The sequence below is a fragment of the Nocardia sp. NPDC052566 genome (assembly GCF_044547285.1).
Lineage (GTDB): Bacteria > Actinomycetota > Actinomycetes > Mycobacteriales > Mycobacteriaceae > Nocardia.
The window spans coordinates 615435-629271 of sequence record NZ_JBIUAF010000003.1 but is presented as its reverse complement, the minus strand read 5'-3'; the positions used below and the strand labels follow the sequence as shown (position 1 = coordinate 629271).

Genomic DNA, 13837 nt, shown 5'->3' with positions numbered 1-13837 from the left:
GATGCTGGTCGGCACTGTTTCCATCCTTATCGTGCCCCACCGAGGGCACAGTCGGGGAGCTTCATTTCCGCAGGTCAGCCGTGTTCCCCGAATCGCAAGGGAATCAGCGGGAAGACAAAACCTCAGGTCATGTGTCGCAGGTTCGCACCATACGGGGGTTGCTGTCAGCTAGCACTCCAGGTCAGAGCACCTTTTCGGAGGCTCGAAAACCGGTCCGAACCGCCGAGCAGCAGCAGTGCGCTTCTCTGCGTGCAGGAAGCGCACATGCTGCGGTCGTCGAGTCAGTATTGGGGTTGCCACAGGAAAAGGACGTTGCCCCAAGGGTCTTCGATGGTGGCGACCTTGACCGCGCCGGCGAGTTTGACCGGGTGTGCGACCTCGCCGCCGTTCTTCTCGACCTCGGCGAGCGTTGCGTCGATGTCGTCGGTGCCGATGAACGGGACAGGCGTGCCGGTCTTCCAGAATTTGGCCATGTCGCCGGATTGCGGGTTGCCTTCCCACATGAGGCCGACTTGGCTGCCGCCGTCGCCGGTGCCGAAGATGGGGTAGCCGGGTAGGTCGACATCGACTTTCCAGCCGAATGTCTGCGTGTAGAAGCGTTGAGCGGCCTCGTGGCCGTCCTTCGGGACGGTGATGTCGACGAGGTTGAACGGGTGTGACTTGGTCATGACATTTTTCCTTTCACGGGGTGCGGGCGTATTTGGCCATCGAGCTGGCGGCGAGGGCGGCACTGTCGTTGACGCCGATGACGTAGCCGTCGGGGTCGCGGAAGTAGAAGAGGCGTTGTCCACTGCCGTCGGTGGCCATCGGTTTGACGATCGGGGTGTGGCGGGCGACGTGCTCGTACATGGCGTCGATGTCGTCGACGGCGAGGTAGAGCATGCCGTGCAGGCCGGGTGCGGTGCCCGCCAGGACCGGCTGGTATTCCCGCAGTTCGCTGCTGCGGTAGAGCATGGCGCAGAACTGGCCGCGGAAGAGCAGGAGATGCAGGTCGTGGCCGGGATAGGCGGGGCTGGAGTCGATGTCGAAGCCCAGCGATCGGTAGAAGCTCATGCTTGCCGCCGGGTCGGCGACGCCGAGGCAGGGAATGAACGCCATCGATTTCCTCCTTAGGGGATGGGGATGGTGAGCTGGCGGAGGGCGAAGCGGGCGCCGAAGGGGTCGTCGAGGATGGCCCACCAGCCGATGCCGGGCATCTCGTCCTTGTCGAGCTTGATCGTGCAGCCCAGTGCGGCAAGCTTTTTCAGAGAGTCGTCGATGTCGTCGGTGTCGATGAGGACCATCGGTTTGCCGATCTCGTAGAACTCCGCACCGCCCGCCAGGTAGTTGGTGCCTTCGGCGATCTGCTGCAGGCCCAGGCAGGTGCCGTTGGCCGAGCGCAGCACGTGGTAGTGGTTGTCGTCTTCGAAGATCGGCTCCCAGCCGAAGGCTTGCCGGTAGAAGTCGCGGGCCTTGTCGACCGCGCCGGGACCGTAGTTGAAGTCGACGAGTCCGATCGAGTAGTTCGGCATGGCGCTCTCCGTTCGTTGGGAAAGTGGTTGGGGTAGTTCAGCTCTGAGTCCAGGGGCCGTCGAGGGGGAAATGGCCCGGCGTGATCGCGATGAGATCGCGTACGCGGTCGGTGCGTCCGTCGGCGTCGAAGCGCACGACGTTGCATCCGGCGATGGTGGCCTTGCCGCGTTCGGGGTGCACGCAGGTGACCCAGTATTCGGCGTAGGCGCGGTCACCCTCGACGAGGACGATCTCCAGGCGCACTTCCGGGTACTCGCTGTCCTCGTACCGGGCGAGCATCTGCCGAATTGCCTTGCGGCCCCGTTTGATTCCTTGGAACGGTACGTAGTGCACGCAGTCTTCGGAGTACAGCTGGGCCATCGCGTCCATATCACCGGCGCGCCATGCTCGCGCGTACCTCTCGGCCCATTCTTCGGCCACGGCATGCATGTCGGTGGTCATGACAACTCCCTTCGGAGTAGTGGCGACCGATGGATGGAGCAACGGTCCATCCAGGCCATCTTGTTGTACATTAGTACTGTACTAATTCACCTCGCAGACGGCAAGCGAATTTCTAGCAATCCAGATCCGCGCCCATGAACGACCGACGAAACACCCGGAGAGTGTGATGACGGAGAAACCGGCTCGACGCCGTCGCGATCCCGAGGCCAGGATCGAGGAGATCACCTCGGCCACCGAGCGAGTGATCGCAGTTCACGGCGTCGAGGGGCTGACCCACCGTGCGGTCGCCGAGGAGGCGAGTATCCCGCTGGGCGCCACCACATATCACTTCGCCACGAAAGATGACTTGATCTTCACGGCGCTGCGGCGGTCGGTCGAGCGGTTCGCCGACTACCTCGACGACTGGACCGCGCGACACCCAGACCTCACGATCGACCAGCTGATCATGGCGCTCACCGATGCCTTGCACGCGAGTCTGGACGGCGGGCACGACCAGCAGGTGCTGGAGTCCGAGCTGTATCTGGCCGCGCTACGCCGCCCGCGATTGCGCCCGCTGGCCGATCGCTACATCGCGCTGAGCCACGACACCATCGCGCGCTATACCGATCCGGTCACCGCCACCGCGGCGGCCGCCGCGATCAGCGGGTTGAGCCTGCGCGCGACGGCCAGATCGCAGCCGACCACCCGCGCCGAGATCGAGGACATCCTGCGCCGCATCCTCACCCCCAATCCCCTACTGCAGTCGGACGATCGAGACACGGAGAGGAGGACACAGTGAACCGCAAACGATTGGCAATCAACAGGACCGCACGCCGCCTGGTTGTGGCGGCCGTGCTCGCGGCAGCGCTCGTGGCCGCGACATTGCTTGTCCGGCCGTTCGGTCACCAGCAACGGACAGCGGGCTCGACCGACGCCATGTCCGCCCCGATATTCCCGCGGCGCTGCACCATGCGCAATCGCTGGGCGGCAAGGTCGTGCAACCCGAAACGTCGATCGCGACCGGCAGGTCGTTCGCGATGTTCGCCGACCCGGCGGGCAACACCATCGGGCTCACCCTGGCGACCGGTCAGCCCGCGGCACCGATCTCGTTCTCCGGAAAGCCGAATCCTGTGACCCTGGTGGCCATCTCGACTCCCGATGTACCGGGCACCCGGCGCTTCTACGAGCAGATGTTCGGTCTGCGGCTGAAGGAAGAATCGCAGACCCGCGACATCGACGAGACGCTGCGGGAAGTGACGCGGACCAGCGGGAAGACCTTCCAGCACAGGACCCCCTTGACCTCCGGCGGCGCGTACGCATTCTTCACCGACCCCAGCGGAAACACCCTCGGGCTACTCGAACGCCCCTGAATGACACCGAACAACCACGACCGGAAGGAATCTCGATGACCGTGTCCATCGGCCTGATCTGCGTCACCATCGACGCCGCCCATCCACCGACCCTGGCCGACTTCTACAGTCGGCTCCTCGGGTGGCAGATCCAGCACAGCGACACCGACTACGCATTGGTGGGCGACGGGCACACCACCTTGTGTTTCGGCGGTGTCGCCGGGCACACCCCCGCACCCTGGCCCGACGATCCCGAACATCCGAAACGCGTCCACCTCGACCTCCGCGTAGACGATCTCGCCGCCGCGACCGCCCGCGCGGTCGAACTCGGAGCCACCGTCCCCGACTTCCAACCCGGGGCCGACCCCGATTGGGCCGGACACCAGCCATGGACCATCGTGCTGGACCCCGAGGGCACCCCGATCTGTCTCAACCTCGACACGCAGCACGCGCACTGACCGGCCATCGGTCAGTGCGCGGTGCTGGCACTCGGGGGTCAGTGGGTGGGTTGCAGGATTTCGTAGGTGCTGCCGGTGCCGTCGGTGAAGATGGCGGACACGCCCCAGGGCAGGGGCTCGGGGGTGCGCAGGAAGGTGACGCCGCGACCGGAGAGTTCGGTGTAGACGGCGGCGACGTCCGCGACGGTGAAGGTGCAGGCGGTCAGAACGCCCTTAGCCAGTAGGGCTTTGAGCTGCTCGCCGGATTCGGGATCCAGGGCAGGCGGGCCCGGGATCAGCATGGCGAGCTGCACGTCGGGCTGGCCGGATGCGCCGAGGGCCAGCCAGCGCGCGCCGGGGCCCATCTCGATATCGGCGCGTACCTCGAGGTCGAGGGTTTCGGTGAAGAATTTCTTGGCCGCGTCCTGGTCGAGCACCCAGGCGATGGCGGTGTTGATTCCGGTGATCATGATGTGTCTCCTGTCGTGAATGGGATTGTGCGGCACGCTATTTCTTCGCTGTGGTCTTCCGCTTCTTCGGCGGCAGTTCGGCGACGAACGCCCACGCCGAGTCCAGCCAGTAGTCCAGGGCGTCGCCGTGGAGGGATTTCTCTGCGACCAGGACCCAGCCGTTGGCCGGTTTGCCCCGCGACGGGAGTGGTTTCGCGCCGCGGCGGGCAAGGGCTCGGTCCATTCCGTCGGGCCCGACACGTACCATCAGGCCCTCGTCGTAGAGGTTGAGCAGTGCGTTGTCCTGCCACAGGAAGGTCAGGCCCGCGAACATCTTCTTCGCGGTCACCCCGCGCGGAGCCAGCCGCGTGGTGATGCGGTCGGCGAGTACTTCGTTGTATGCCATGGCGTCCTCGCTTTCTGTTGCCGATCTAACGAACCGAAACCAACGGTAGAAGCCCTTTAGGACAGAAGTTGTCACCATGTGCGGGAGGGTTCCAACAGCTCGTAACAGCTGCCGGTCCCGTCGGTGAAAGAAGCCGACACGCCCCAGGGGAATGGCTCCGGTTCGCGGAAGAAGGTCACGCCGCGGGCGGCGAGGTCCGCGTGGACGGCGGCGCAGTCGTCGACGGTGAAGGTGCATGCGGTCAGGATTCCCTTGGAGACAAGGGCTCCTTCGGCGAGAAGCGCTTTGAGTCGCTCGCCGGATTCGGGGTCCAGCGCGGGCGGGCCCGGCACCAGCAGGGCCACCTGCACATCGGGCCGACCGGGCACGCCCACGGCCAGCCAGCGCGCGCCGGGACCCATCTCGACATCGGCGCGGACTTCCAGGTCGAGGGTTTCGGTGAAGAACTTCTTGGCCGCGTCCTGGTCGAGTACCCAGGCGATGGCGGTGTTGATTCCGGTGATCATGAAGATCTCCTGTCGTGAATCGACTTGTGCCGCACGCTATTTCTTCGCCGTGGTCCTGCGTTTCTTCGGCGGCAGTTCGACGACGAACTCCCAGGCGCGGTCGAGCCAGTCATCGAGGGCGTCGTCGTCGAGAGACTCCTCGTCGACCAGCACCCACCCCTTGACCGGCTTGCCATGTGACACGAACGGTTTCGCACCCGCACGTCCCAGCGCGTCGTCCATTCCGTCGGGTCCGACGCGCACCATCAGGCCCTCGTCGTACAGGTTGACCAGCGCGTTGTCCTGCCACAGGAAGGTCAGGCCCGCGAACATCTTCTTCGCGGTCACCCCGCGCCCAGCCAGCCGCTCGGAAATGCGGTCGGCCAGTACCTCGTCGTATGCCATGACGCCCTCGCTTTCTGTTGCCGATCGAACATGGTCACCGATGGAACGAAAACCGAAATCGACGGTAGAAGCCCTTTAGGACAGTATTTGTCACCAATGTCTGGCACCCTGTGAAAATGGCCTACGACCTGCCCGCACGCATGCTGCGACTGCTGTCACTGCTGCAAACCCGGCGCTCGTGGGGTGGCGGAGAGCTGGCCGAACGCCTCGGAGTCACCCTACGCACCGTGCGCCGCGACATCGAACGCCTGCGTGAGATGGGCTACCCCGTCGAAGCCACCACCGGGACCGCCGGGGGCTACCGGCTCGCCGCCGGAACCGATATGCCACCGCTGCTGCTCGACGACGACGAGGCCGTCGCCATCGCCATCGCCTTGCGCACCGCCGCGAACGAGATCACCGGCCTGGCCGACACCGCACTGCGAGCCCTGGCCAAACTCGAACAGGTACTGCCGAAACGGTTGCGGCACCGGGTCACCGCCTTCGACACCGCCGCACATCCGATGGGATCGCTGCCGTGGGCCCCACCCGGATCACGGGTCGATCCCGCCGTCCTGGCCACCCTCGCCGTCGCCTGCCGCGACCACGAGATCATCACCTTCGACTACCGCACCCGCGGCGGAGCGACCGCCGCCCGCCGCACCGAACCCCATGCCCTGGTGTTCGAGGCCAGCAACTGGTACCTGCTCGGTTACGACACCCGCCACGCCGACTGGCGCATCTACCGCGCAGATCGCCTCACCGAACCCGCGGGCACGGGCCACCGCGCTACCCCACGCGAGCTACCGGCCACAGATCCGGCCGCATATGTCGCCGCCCGCCTAGCCGTGGCTCCCGCCCGTCACCACCTGCACCTCACCGTCCCCCTGGACGCCGAAACCGCGGCGCCCCGCGCCTATGCGCTACCCGGCCGCGTCCACCGGGTCGACGACCACACCAGCCGCCTCGACCTGTCCTCGGACTATCCCCGCGATATCGCGTCGCAACTGCTCGGCCTCGCCCCCGAGGCCACCGACATCACCGGAAACCCCGATCTCGCACCGCATCTCGACCAACTCGGCACCTTCCTACTCGACATCGCCGAACAGCTCACCGGCCAGGAACATCAACGCGACATCCAAACCTGAATCATAAGATTGGCAGTTGTTCGGTCAGGTCTCGGATCGCCACTCCCAGTTGATCTTCCAACGCGGTGCGCCGACCGGGTTCAACCAGCGCGGTCAGCGGCATGAGCGGTTATTCGCGACCTGCCGCCGAAGCACGCGTCGGCCCCAACGAAATGGCTTCGCGGCAGGTCTCACCAAGGTGGTCGCCGAGTCAGGTTAGGTCCGCGCTCGAGGTTCACCGGTCGGTACCAGACACCTGGCCACACCGGGACTCCGAGAGCGCGAATGTTCACGGGAAGGTTCTCGTCCACCACGATGTCCGGCGTGATGCGCCGCACCAGCGGTAGCTCCGCGCAGTCGGTGAGCAGATCGGCCACCCCCTGGGCACCGACCACGTCCGCTCCGAGACCAACGCCGATGCCCTTAGCGCCTGCCGCCGTTCAGGGCGAAATCGGCTTCTATGACCAGCCGACCAACAAGAAGATGCTGGTCGGTACTGTTCCCATCTATATGGAGCCCCGCCGAGGGCACAGTCGAGATCATCATTCGCGCGGGTTGCGGTGTGTCACATCAGGCCGTGGTCGTGGGCGAAGACCACGACCTGTACTCGGTCGCGAAGACCCAGTTTTCGCAAGATGGCTCCGACGTGGGTCTTGACGGTGGACTCGCTGGCGAAGATGCGCTGGGCGATCTCGAGGTTCGAATGTCCTTTCGCGATGGCCGCGAATACCTCCTGCTCTTTGTCTGTCAGGAGGGTGTAGGACTCCGGAATGGCTGTGCGCGAACGGAATTGGCTATCGAGCAGGGCGGTGAGATCGCGTGGGGCCAGCACGGCATTACCGGTGTGTACGGTCCGGATCGCGTCGCACAGCATGGCCGGTGTGGCGTCCTTGAGCAGGAATCCGCTGGCTCCGTGGCGGATCGCGGTCGCGGCGCGGTCATCGAGATCGAATGTGGTCAGGACCAATACGCGCAGCGGCCGCCGCCGGCGGTTCACGCGTTCGGGGGAGAACAGCTGGCGGGTCGCCTCCACCCCGTCCATCTCCGGCATGCGGATATCCATCAGTACGACATCGGGTTCGAGTTCGTCGACGCGGTTGAGCGCGTCGAACCCGTCGGTGGCGTGACCGACGACCCGCATGTCCGGGTGTGCGTCGATGATCACCGCGATACCGGCACGGAACAGTTCTTGATCGTCGACCAGGAGCACTCGAATCTCGTTGTCGCTCATAGCGTGTACCTGCGGATGGGCATTCGAGCCGTGGCGATGAAGGTGGCGGTGCCTGCGGCGGACTCGGCTGGCTGGCGGTGTACCTCGAGGTCTCCCGCGATTGCTTCCAGTCGTTGTCGCATACCTTCGAGTCCGTGCCCGCCCGGTTCTGCGGCGATCGCGTCGCCGACGGGGTTGCGGGTCCGGATTCGGAGTTCGTCGGCCCAATCCACCTCCACCGTGGTGGGTCCGGTGCCGTGCCGGATCGCGTTGGTGAGCATCTCCTGTAGTACGCGGTAGGCGACGGTGGCCAGTTCGGGTGCCAGGGTCCGGGTAGTTCCGGTTTCGCTGAGGGTGATCTCGTGTCCGCTGCCGCGTACACCGTCGATCAAGGTGTGCAATTCGCCGGGAGGTTCGGGCTGCGCGGGCGCCGCGGTGAGAACTCGACGGACATCGCGCAGCGACGATCGTGCCAAGGTCGCGATATCGGCCATGGAATCCCGCAGCGGTGCGGGTTCGGTGATGAACTGCGCGGACTCGGCCTGCGCCAGGATCACCGCCAGCGAGTGACCGACCACATCGTGCACATCACGGGCGAGCTGAGCCTGTTCTTCGCGCAACCGCGCGATCTGCCGCGCTTCCCGCGTCTCGCGGTGCGCGAGGGTGGCGTCCTCTTCGGCCGCGGACTGGGCCGCCACCGCGCGGTCGGCACGGTCGCCCAACCGCCGCAACGCCAGCCCCGCGCCCCAGCACACGGCGAACACCGCCATGACCGGAACAGCGCTGTACAGGCGTGAGCGTTCGGCGGCCAGTACTCCGGCCCGGTCCGCCTCCGCTGCCAGCAGACCTGCCATCGGAACGAACACCGCCGCGAACACCGTGGCCGATCTGCCACCCCAGCGCGCCGCACCGAACACCACTCCCGCCAGTGTCACCTGTGTCAAGAGCATCGGCACACTCTCGAAGCTCTGATACACGAACAGCAACCAGGCCAGGGCAAGCGCCGCCTCCGGCCATCGTCGGCACACCCCGACCGCCACCGCGGTGAGGATCACCACGGGGATGAGCGCACCACGGACGAAGAACGAATGGGCGTGAATACCGATCAGCGCCTCCGCGATGGCCACCAGCAGTACTGCCGAGCCTGCCAGACCCGAGATGATCCAGCCGCGCCGATCAATCGGGGTTTCTTTCATACGTCCTCCTGCAAGAGGCGGCGGTGCCGCATCAGAAGATGCGATGTCAGCGCGGTGAGCGCCGGTCACTGCTGGCGGAATGAGGCAAGCCGGCCGAGTGCGGACCGGACAAGCAGGGCACAGATCAGGACGGCCGCACCGAACAGGAAGGCAATCAACCCCAGCAGCAGGGGCGCGTCCGCGCTCTGGCCGGTGGCGACGAATTCACCGCCCCAGGTGTGCTGCGCCTTGAAGGCCACGACCACCAGGGACACCGAGGCGGCGATGGCGAGTGCTCCGATCGCCCAGACAACGCGGAACAACCAGACCGGCGCCGCGGCGTCGGGCTCCGGTCGGCGCGGGCCGGTGACGGACGAATTCTCGTTGGTCGTCATGGTGTCTCCTTCGGTTTGTGCCGTCGTGGTTCGAGCGGACGATCTACGAAGGCCCCGAAGTGGAGACCCGGGGCCCGCGGGCAAATCCCACTCTCGTCCGCGGGGTGTGCGCGCGCCTCCATCTGAGGTACCGAAGGGCTGACTGGAAGTACTATCCCGCAAACCGCCAGAAACCTCGGGATCATCTCGCCTCGCGGGTGCGCCTGCGCCGGGGTGCGGCTGTCGCCGCGGTGGTTCACCGGCCGCTTCGGGTCGATGCTCGAAATGCCACCACTCGTTGTCATAGGTGCGGTAGAGGTCGTAGCGGGCACCGTGCCGTTCGAGCCAGCGCGCCCCTTCACGCGGCCGGATATCGAGTGCGATGCCGGCGACATGACTCGACTCGGACGCAGGCAGGACCAGCACCCGCGCGGACGCCGCCGATCCGGAGCGCCGCACCTCCTCGTCGAATAATTGCTGCTGAGTGACCGGGTCGCGGTATCCGGAAGTGACGGCGATGAGCCGACGGTGTCCCCAGAATGCCTCGGTGCGCGCGGCGTCGAATGCCGCCCGCGCCGCCGGATGGAGGCCATGGAGGTCTTGGGCGGGGAAACGCAGGTGTAATGCCCAGTGGCAGGCCAATTCTCGAGCACGGGCGGGGTGTCGAGCGAAGGCGACCGGCACCAGCAGCACGGCCAGCAGGAAGGTCAGCGCCCCGTACAGATGATCACGTGCCCGTGGCGGCACGGTCCGGAATTCGTCAGCGGAGGATGTCGCCGCCACCGCGCGCTGGGCTGTTGGAGTGTCGAAACGGCTGGTTCGCATGAATACGAGGCTCGTCAGCACGGGCCGATCGCACCTCCGCCTCAGGTGCTGAACATTTGCCGTAATGGATGAGAGACGCGCAACCAGTTACGTCGACGTTTCGAGTTTCGGGTCCGGCGTGCCGATGCCGAAGCGCGACTCTGCGATGCGTCGACGGGTTCGGTAATGCGAAGGAGCCCAAGCTATCCGGGGCGCTACGGATGCGGTAGGACTTCGGGTTGGGCGAGGGCGCTGAGGGTTTCGAGGATGCCGCCACCGTTTCGGGAACGGGTGTCGGCGACGCGGGTCGGCAACAGGAACTCGCTCAGGACCTCCTGGGGCGAGTCCAGTGGCACCTCGGTGCGTTCCAGGCGGCCGTCGGGGAATTGGACGGCGAACGCCTCGTTGGTGTGGTTGATGGCGACCACGGCGTAGCCGTGACTGGCGAGGTCTTCGGCCTGAGCGGTGCTCCAGCCGGTGGTGTCGTCCATTCCCGGCGAGTTCAGCAGGACCGGGAACCGGCCGCCGGTCGCGGCGGGCCCATCCTGACGACTGCGACTGGGACCACCGCATGGTGCGGTCAGTGACCAGTGGACAGTTCCTCGGCGAGCACTTCGTAGGTGCGGACTCGGTCCGCGTACTCGTGGGCGACGGCGAGGATCATGAGTTCGTCGGCGCCGGACTCGGTGACGAGTTCGGTTGCGCGGCGGTGGGCTTCGGCTGGGCCGCCGATTATCTGGGTGCTGAGGTATTCGGCTTGAAAGACGAGTTCGTCCGCGGTGTATGGCAGTGCGGCGGCCTGCGTAGGCGCCTCGTATGGCGCGTGCTCTCCGCGCCTGGCTCGCGTGGCGGCGGCACGTAACGTCTGCGCGACCCACGCGGCGTGCTCGTCGGTGTCGGCGACGACCGAGATGGCGGCGACGATCGCGTAGGGGCGCTGCAGGCTCACGCCGGGCTGGAATGATTCGCGGTACCTGCGCAGCGCCGGAATCGTTGCGCCCGGGGCGATATGGTGGGCGAAGGCGTAGGGAAGCCCACGAACGGCGGCGAATTCGGCGCTCGCCACCGAGGAACCCAGAATCCAGATCGGCGGCGCATTTCCTTCGGCGGGAATGGCTTTGATCGCTCCAGCGGCTGCCGAGCCGTTGAAATAGCCCACGAGCTCGTCGAGTTGCCGCGGGAATCCGGCGGGCTCCTCGGTGCGGCGTAGCGCGCGTGCGGTGCGCGGGTCGGTGCCGGGCGCACGCCCCACCCCCAGGTCGATACGCCCCGGATGCAGCGCCTCCAGTGTGCCGAACTGTTCGGCCACCACCAGCGGTGCGTGGTCGGGCAGCATGACCCCACCCGATCCGACCCGCAATACCGTTGTCGCATTGGCGATTTCGGCGATCAACACCGAGGGCGCGCAACTGGCGACCGAGGCCAGGTTGTGGTGTTCGGCGAGCCAATAGCGCAGGTAGCCGAGTTCCTCGACCCGCGGGGCCAGGCTGACCGATTCGCGCAGCGAATGGCTCGGCGGGATGCCGCGGCGCACCGGGGCGAGATCGAGAACCGACAGCGGGACGGTCATCCCGGCGCATCGCCTTCGACGAGAAACCGTCCGCCCGCCGCGATCGCACGACCACGCAACCGGCCCGGCGTCAACCCGCTGAGGTCGCGCACCTCACGGGAGAGATGCGACTGGTCGGTGTAGCCGCAGATCGACGCGATCTCCGACCATGGCTTGTCGCTCTCGGCCAGCGCGAGCGCGCGCTGAAAACGCACCACCCTGGCAGCGGCCTTGGGCGACAACCCGATTCGCTCGTCGAACTGCTTCTCCAAGTGCCTGCGGCTGACGCCGAGACGATCGGCGAGCGCGCCGATCCGGATCGCCCCCGCCGTCCGATTCACTTGCCGCCAAGCATGATCGACCAATCCGACGGACGGCTCGGACCGTGCCATTCGCGCACTGATCATGGCGTCGACAACCCGGGCCCGATCCGCTCCGGTGCCCGCGTCCGCGAGCCGCTCGACGAAGAACCGCCCCTCGTTGCCGAGCAGATCGGTGAAATCGACACTGGCATTTGCCAGTTCACGCATCGGGATGCCGAAGAGCGCGTACGCGCCGAGCGGTGTCAGGTCGACGCACACCGCACGGTGACGACCGCTCTGCTCGAATATCTGCGGCCGATCCCGCGGACCGTTCACCGGCAGCCGAATCGACGGTTCCACGACGCCGTCCACCGATTCGATGCGGCGGCGCGGCGGGATGAAATCGATCAGCACGGTGACGAGCAGGTGCGGTAGCAGGCGCCGGCGCACCGTCCGTGTCTGCACGGAGTCGAGGTCGAAGTAGCCGAGCACGTACTGCCGCAGGTTGCGCTGCGGCAGATGGAAGGCGGTAGTGGACGGCAATTTCCACTGTTCCGAATCGGTCCCGTCGTTCGCCTCGTCGCCGAACATCTCGTCGCCGAACATCTCGTCGCCGAACATCGCACCCCTCCGGCCTGGCAGAACCAGTCGAAGTCCACGGTACGCCCGGCCCCTCCGGCCCGGCACCGGTTCAGCGAGTGAGGCGACCATGCTGGACCACCGCCAGCGACAGCGCGACCAGAGCGGCGGTATTGATCAGGCCACGCACGATATTCCAAGCCACCCATGGCGTTTCGAAATCCTTGCGCAACCCGGCGAAGTCCACCGCACCCGTCGCGTCGTTCGCGGTGGCCAGGTGATTGTTGAGCGGAATGTTGAATACGGCGCTGACCACCAGGCTCAGGATGTTGAGCACGACGCCGACACCGATCCAGAGCAGCACCGAGCGCAAATCGGCGCGCAGATAGAACGCCCCCGCCAGTATCGATAGACCGACCGATCCGAGAAAGCTCAGCATGAACACCGGGTTCACGATCACGTCGTTGATCTTGTTGAATACCTCGACGAAGGTCTTGTCGTCGAGTCTGCGCATCGCGAGCATGACCGAGGTCGCGTACGCGTAATAGGTGCCCGCCAGCAGTCCGGTCACGACCACCGCGATGATGAGCGCGATCAGGCCCGCGACACCGGGCGACTTGTCGTTCATTGGTTCTCCTCCCGATGGCCAAAGGCTATGGCGCGGGCGCCCGCTACGTCTTGTACGAATGCGAACGACCGGTCCGGGTGAAATCCATAATGCGCTGGAGGCCGGGGCGATATCCATCGGAGGTGTCCACATCCAGGTTCGGCAGGTCCAGGGAGATCGGCACGAAGGAGTCGACGGAATACGCCCCGGCGGCGATCGCCTCGAGCAGCGCGCGATCGGCATGCGCGGTCCTGCTCGGGTCCCGTTCGGCGCGCCTGCTGATGCGGGTGTGCGCGACGGCCGCGGGCACGACGCAACGCACCATCCGGATATCCGCGAGTTCGACGAGCGGCTCCAGGATCGGACGCCACAGCTTGTCCTGGAACGCCGCCTCGGCGACCACCGTCACGCCCGCCCGCACCAGCGCACCAAGCACCTCGGAAAACACCGCGAGCGTCTTCCGATCGAACGATCCATCGGGCGCCGAAGCGCCATGAACCATGCCCTGCTTGATCTCGTCACGAATGACCGCGGGACAGCCGAGCGCCCCCGCCAGCTCATGCGCCAAAGTCGTCTTGCCCGTACCGGGCGGTCCACTCACCACAATCAACGTCGGAACCGGCATATCGCATTCTGACAGCGCGGCCAACGTGCGGCGAGCTCGCCGC

The 13837-nt window shown here is 66.1% G+C and carries 20 protein-coding genes and 1 pseudogene; 4 read left to right on the top strand and 17 right to left on the bottom strand.

Annotated features, from left to right (window positions below):
* Positions 1 to 281: 281 nt before the first annotated feature.
* From ACIG5A_RS17140 to ACIG5A_RS17125, 4 genes are read right to left on the bottom strand one after another with little or no spacing between them, the layout of a single operon-like run.
* Positions 282 to 668 (bottom strand): VOC family protein, encoded by a 387-nt coding sequence (locus tag ACIG5A_RS17140; RefSeq protein ID WP_397241167.1) that lies wholly within the window; start codon positions 666 to 668, stop codon positions 282 to 284.
* Between the two features lie 13 nt (positions 669 to 681).
* A complete protein-coding gene (locus ACIG5A_RS17135) occupies positions 682 to 1098 on the bottom strand; it encodes a VOC family protein (RefSeq protein ID WP_397241166.1) in 417 nt (138 codons plus the stop codon).
* Positions 1099 to 1109: 11 nt separating this feature from the next.
* Positions 1110 to 1511, bottom strand: coding sequence for a VOC family protein (locus ACIG5A_RS17130; RefSeq protein WP_397241165.1), 402 nt, complete (start codon positions 1509 to 1511; stop codon positions 1110 to 1112).
* A gap of 37 nt (positions 1512 to 1548) precedes the next feature.
* Positions 1549 to 1953 carry a nuclear transport factor 2 family protein gene (locus ACIG5A_RS17125; RefSeq protein ID WP_397241164.1) on the bottom strand — a complete coding sequence of 135 codons (405 nt, stop codon included), beginning with the start codon at positions 1951 to 1953 and terminating at the stop codon, positions 1549 to 1551.
* Between the two features lie 166 nt (positions 1954 to 2119).
* Here ACIG5A_RS17125 and ACIG5A_RS17120 point away from each other — a divergent pair, with 166 nt between their 5' ends.
* From ACIG5A_RS17120 to ACIG5A_RS17110, 3 genes are all read left to right on the top strand, one after another.
* The gene (locus ACIG5A_RS17120; RefSeq protein WP_397241163.1) at positions 2120 to 2731 is read left to right on the top strand and encodes a TetR/AcrR family transcriptional regulator; all 612 of its coding nucleotides are present in this window, start codon (positions 2120 to 2122) and stop codon (positions 2729 to 2731) included.
* A gap of 196 nt (positions 2732 to 2927) precedes the next feature.
* Positions 2928 to 3302 (top strand): VOC family protein, encoded by a 375-nt coding sequence (locus ACIG5A_RS17115; RefSeq protein ID WP_397241162.1) that lies wholly within the window; start codon positions 2928 to 2930, stop codon positions 3300 to 3302.
* A 35-nt stretch (positions 3303 to 3337) separates the two neighbouring features.
* On the top strand, positions 3338 to 3739 hold the full coding sequence (locus ACIG5A_RS17110; RefSeq protein WP_397241161.1) for a VOC family protein: 402 nt from the start codon (positions 3338 to 3340) through the stop codon (positions 3737 to 3739).
* A gap of 38 nt (positions 3740 to 3777) precedes the next feature.
* Here ACIG5A_RS17110 and ACIG5A_RS17105 read toward each other — a convergent pair whose 3' ends face one another.
* The 4 genes from ACIG5A_RS17105 to ACIG5A_RS17090 all read right to left on the bottom strand — a co-directional run bounded on the left by ACIG5A_RS17105 (position 3778) and on the right by ACIG5A_RS17090 (position 5463).
* Positions 3778 to 4188, bottom strand: a complete 411-nt coding sequence (locus tag ACIG5A_RS17105) for a VOC family protein (RefSeq protein ID WP_397241160.1) — start codon at positions 4186 to 4188, stop codon at positions 3778 to 3780.
* Positions 4189 to 4225: 37 nt separating this feature from the next.
* Complete coding sequence (locus ACIG5A_RS17100) at positions 4226 to 4573, bottom strand: TfoX/Sxy family protein (RefSeq protein WP_397241159.1); 348 nt, start codon at positions 4571 to 4573, stop codon at positions 4226 to 4228.
* Between the two features lie 71 nt (positions 4574 to 4644).
* On the bottom strand, positions 4645 to 5079 hold the full coding sequence (locus tag ACIG5A_RS17095; protein ID WP_397241158.1) for a VOC family protein: 435 nt from the start codon (positions 5077 to 5079) through the stop codon (positions 4645 to 4647).
* A gap of 36 nt (positions 5080 to 5115) precedes the next feature.
* Positions 5116 to 5463 (bottom strand): TfoX/Sxy family protein, encoded by a 348-nt coding sequence (locus tag ACIG5A_RS17090; RefSeq protein ID WP_397241157.1) that lies wholly within the window; start codon positions 5461 to 5463, stop codon positions 5116 to 5118.
* A gap of 116 nt (positions 5464 to 5579) precedes the next feature.
* Here ACIG5A_RS17090 and ACIG5A_RS17085 point away from each other — a divergent pair, with 116 nt between their 5' ends.
* The gene (locus ACIG5A_RS17085; protein ID WP_397241156.1) at positions 5580 to 6590 is read left to right on the top strand and encodes a helix-turn-helix transcriptional regulator; all 1011 of its coding nucleotides are present in this window, start codon (positions 5580 to 5582) and stop codon (positions 6588 to 6590) included.
* Between the two features lie 544 nt (positions 6591 to 7134).
* On the opposite strand, the gene ACIG5A_RS17080 is transcribed toward ACIG5A_RS17085, so the two are convergent.
* The 9 genes and pseudogenes from ACIG5A_RS17080 to ACIG5A_RS17040 form a co-directional block, all read right to left on the bottom strand.
* The gene (locus ACIG5A_RS17080; protein WP_397241155.1) at positions 7135 to 7800 is read right to left on the bottom strand and encodes a response regulator; all 666 of its coding nucleotides are present in this window, start codon (positions 7798 to 7800) and stop codon (positions 7135 to 7137) included.
* Positions 7797 to 8975, bottom strand: a complete 1179-nt coding sequence (locus ACIG5A_RS17075; protein WP_397241154.1) for a sensor histidine kinase — start codon at positions 8973 to 8975, stop codon at positions 7797 to 7799. Before ACIG5A_RS17075 ends, ACIG5A_RS17080 begins: the two co-directional genes overlap by 4 nt.
* Before the next feature lie 65 nt (positions 8976 to 9040).
* Positions 9041 to 9349, bottom strand: coding sequence for a hypothetical protein (locus ACIG5A_RS17070; protein WP_397241888.1), 309 nt, complete (start codon positions 9347 to 9349; stop codon positions 9041 to 9043).
* A 201-nt stretch (positions 9350 to 9550) separates the two neighbouring features.
* Positions 9551 to 10153, bottom strand: a pseudogene (gene vanY-N, locus ACIG5A_RS17065) (D,D-peptidase/D,D-carboxypeptidase VanY-N); the annotation flags it as partial.
* Between the two features lie 194 nt (positions 10154 to 10347).
* Positions 10348 to 10623 carry a hypothetical protein gene (locus tag ACIG5A_RS17060; RefSeq protein ID WP_397241153.1) on the bottom strand — a complete coding sequence of 92 codons (276 nt, stop codon included), beginning with the start codon at positions 10621 to 10623 and terminating at the stop codon, positions 10348 to 10350.
* An 89-nt stretch (positions 10624 to 10712) separates the two neighbouring features.
* Entirely contained in the window at positions 10713 to 11702 is a 990-nt protein-coding gene (locus ACIG5A_RS17055; protein WP_397241152.1) for an LLM class flavin-dependent oxidoreductase, read from the bottom strand.
* Entirely contained in the window at positions 11699 to 12604 is a 906-nt protein-coding gene (locus ACIG5A_RS17050) for a helix-turn-helix domain-containing protein (RefSeq protein ID WP_397241151.1), read from the bottom strand. Before ACIG5A_RS17050 ends, ACIG5A_RS17055 begins: the two co-directional genes overlap by 4 nt.
* A gap of 70 nt (positions 12605 to 12674) precedes the next feature.
* Complete coding sequence (locus ACIG5A_RS17045) at positions 12675 to 13190, bottom strand: DUF1772 domain-containing protein (RefSeq protein WP_397241150.1); 516 nt, start codon at positions 13188 to 13190, stop codon at positions 12675 to 12677.
* 43 nt (positions 13191 to 13233) lie between these two features.
* Positions 13234 to 13770 carry an AAA family ATPase gene (locus ACIG5A_RS17040; protein ID WP_397241149.1) on the bottom strand — a complete coding sequence of 179 codons (537 nt, stop codon included), beginning with the start codon at positions 13768 to 13770 and terminating at the stop codon, positions 13234 to 13236.
* Between the last annotated feature and the right edge of the window lie 67 nt (positions 13771 to 13837).

What these genes read in the sequence shown, in the direction of transcription:
- ACIG5A_RS17130 (WP_397241165.1), bottom strand. Translation starts at nt 1,511, where the DNA reads ATGCCGAACTACTCGATCGGACTCGTCGACTTCAACTACGGTCCCGGC.
- ACIG5A_RS17060 (WP_397241153.1), bottom strand. Translation starts at nt 10,623, where the DNA reads ATGGACGACACCACCGGCTGGAGCACCGCTCAGGCCGAAGACCTCGCC.
- ACIG5A_RS17075 (WP_397241154.1), bottom strand. Translation starts at nt 8,975, where the DNA reads ATGAAAGAAACCCCGATTGATCGGCGCGGCTGGATCATCTCGGGTCTG.
- ACIG5A_RS17125 (WP_397241164.1), bottom strand. Translation starts at nt 1,953, where the DNA reads ATGACCACCGACATGCATGCCGTGGCCGAAGAATGGGCCGAGAGGTAC.
- ACIG5A_RS17050 (WP_397241151.1), bottom strand. Translation starts at nt 12,604, where the DNA reads ATGTTCGGCGACGAGATGTTCGGCGACGAGATGTTCGGCGACGAGGCG.
- ACIG5A_RS17080 (WP_397241155.1), bottom strand. Translation starts at nt 7,800, where the DNA reads ATGAGCGACAACGAGATTCGAGTGCTCCTGGTCGACGATCAAGAACTG.
- ACIG5A_RS17110 (WP_397241161.1), top strand. Translation starts at nt 3,338, where the DNA reads ATGACCGTGTCCATCGGCCTGATCTGCGTCACCATCGACGCCGCCCAT.
- ACIG5A_RS17070 (WP_397241888.1), bottom strand. Translation starts at nt 9,349, where the DNA reads ATGACGACCAACGAGAATTCGTCCGTCACCGGCCCGCGCCGACCGGAG.
- ACIG5A_RS17140 (WP_397241167.1), bottom strand. Translation starts at nt 668, where the DNA reads ATGACCAAGTCACACCCGTTCAACCTCGTCGACATCACCGTCCCGAAG.
- ACIG5A_RS17090 (WP_397241157.1), bottom strand. Translation starts at nt 5,463, where the DNA reads ATGGCATACGACGAGGTACTGGCCGACCGCATTTCCGAGCGGCTGGCT.
- ACIG5A_RS17100 (WP_397241159.1), bottom strand. Translation starts at nt 4,573, where the DNA reads ATGGCATACAACGAAGTACTCGCCGACCGCATCACCACGCGGCTGGCT.
- ACIG5A_RS17045 (WP_397241150.1), bottom strand. Translation starts at nt 13,190, where the DNA reads ATGAACGACAAGTCGCCCGGTGTCGCGGGCCTGATCGCGCTCATCATC.
- ACIG5A_RS17095 (WP_397241158.1), bottom strand. Translation starts at nt 5,079, where the DNA reads ATGATCACCGGAATCAACACCGCCATCGCCTGGGTACTCGACCAGGAC.
- ACIG5A_RS17055 (WP_397241152.1), bottom strand. Translation starts at nt 11,702, where the DNA reads ATGACCGTCCCGCTGTCGGTTCTCGATCTCGCCCCGGTGCGCCGCGGC.
- ACIG5A_RS17085 (WP_397241156.1), top strand. Translation starts at nt 5,580, where the DNA reads ATGGCCTACGACCTGCCCGCACGCATGCTGCGACTGCTGTCACTGCTG.
- ACIG5A_RS17105 (WP_397241160.1), bottom strand. Translation starts at nt 4,188, where the DNA reads ATGATCACCGGAATCAACACCGCCATCGCCTGGGTGCTCGACCAGGAC.
- ACIG5A_RS17120 (WP_397241163.1), top strand. Translation starts at nt 2,120, where the DNA reads ATGACGGAGAAACCGGCTCGACGCCGTCGCGATCCCGAGGCCAGGATC.
- ACIG5A_RS17135 (WP_397241166.1), bottom strand. Translation starts at nt 1,098, where the DNA reads ATGGCGTTCATTCCCTGCCTCGGCGTCGCCGACCCGGCGGCAAGCATG.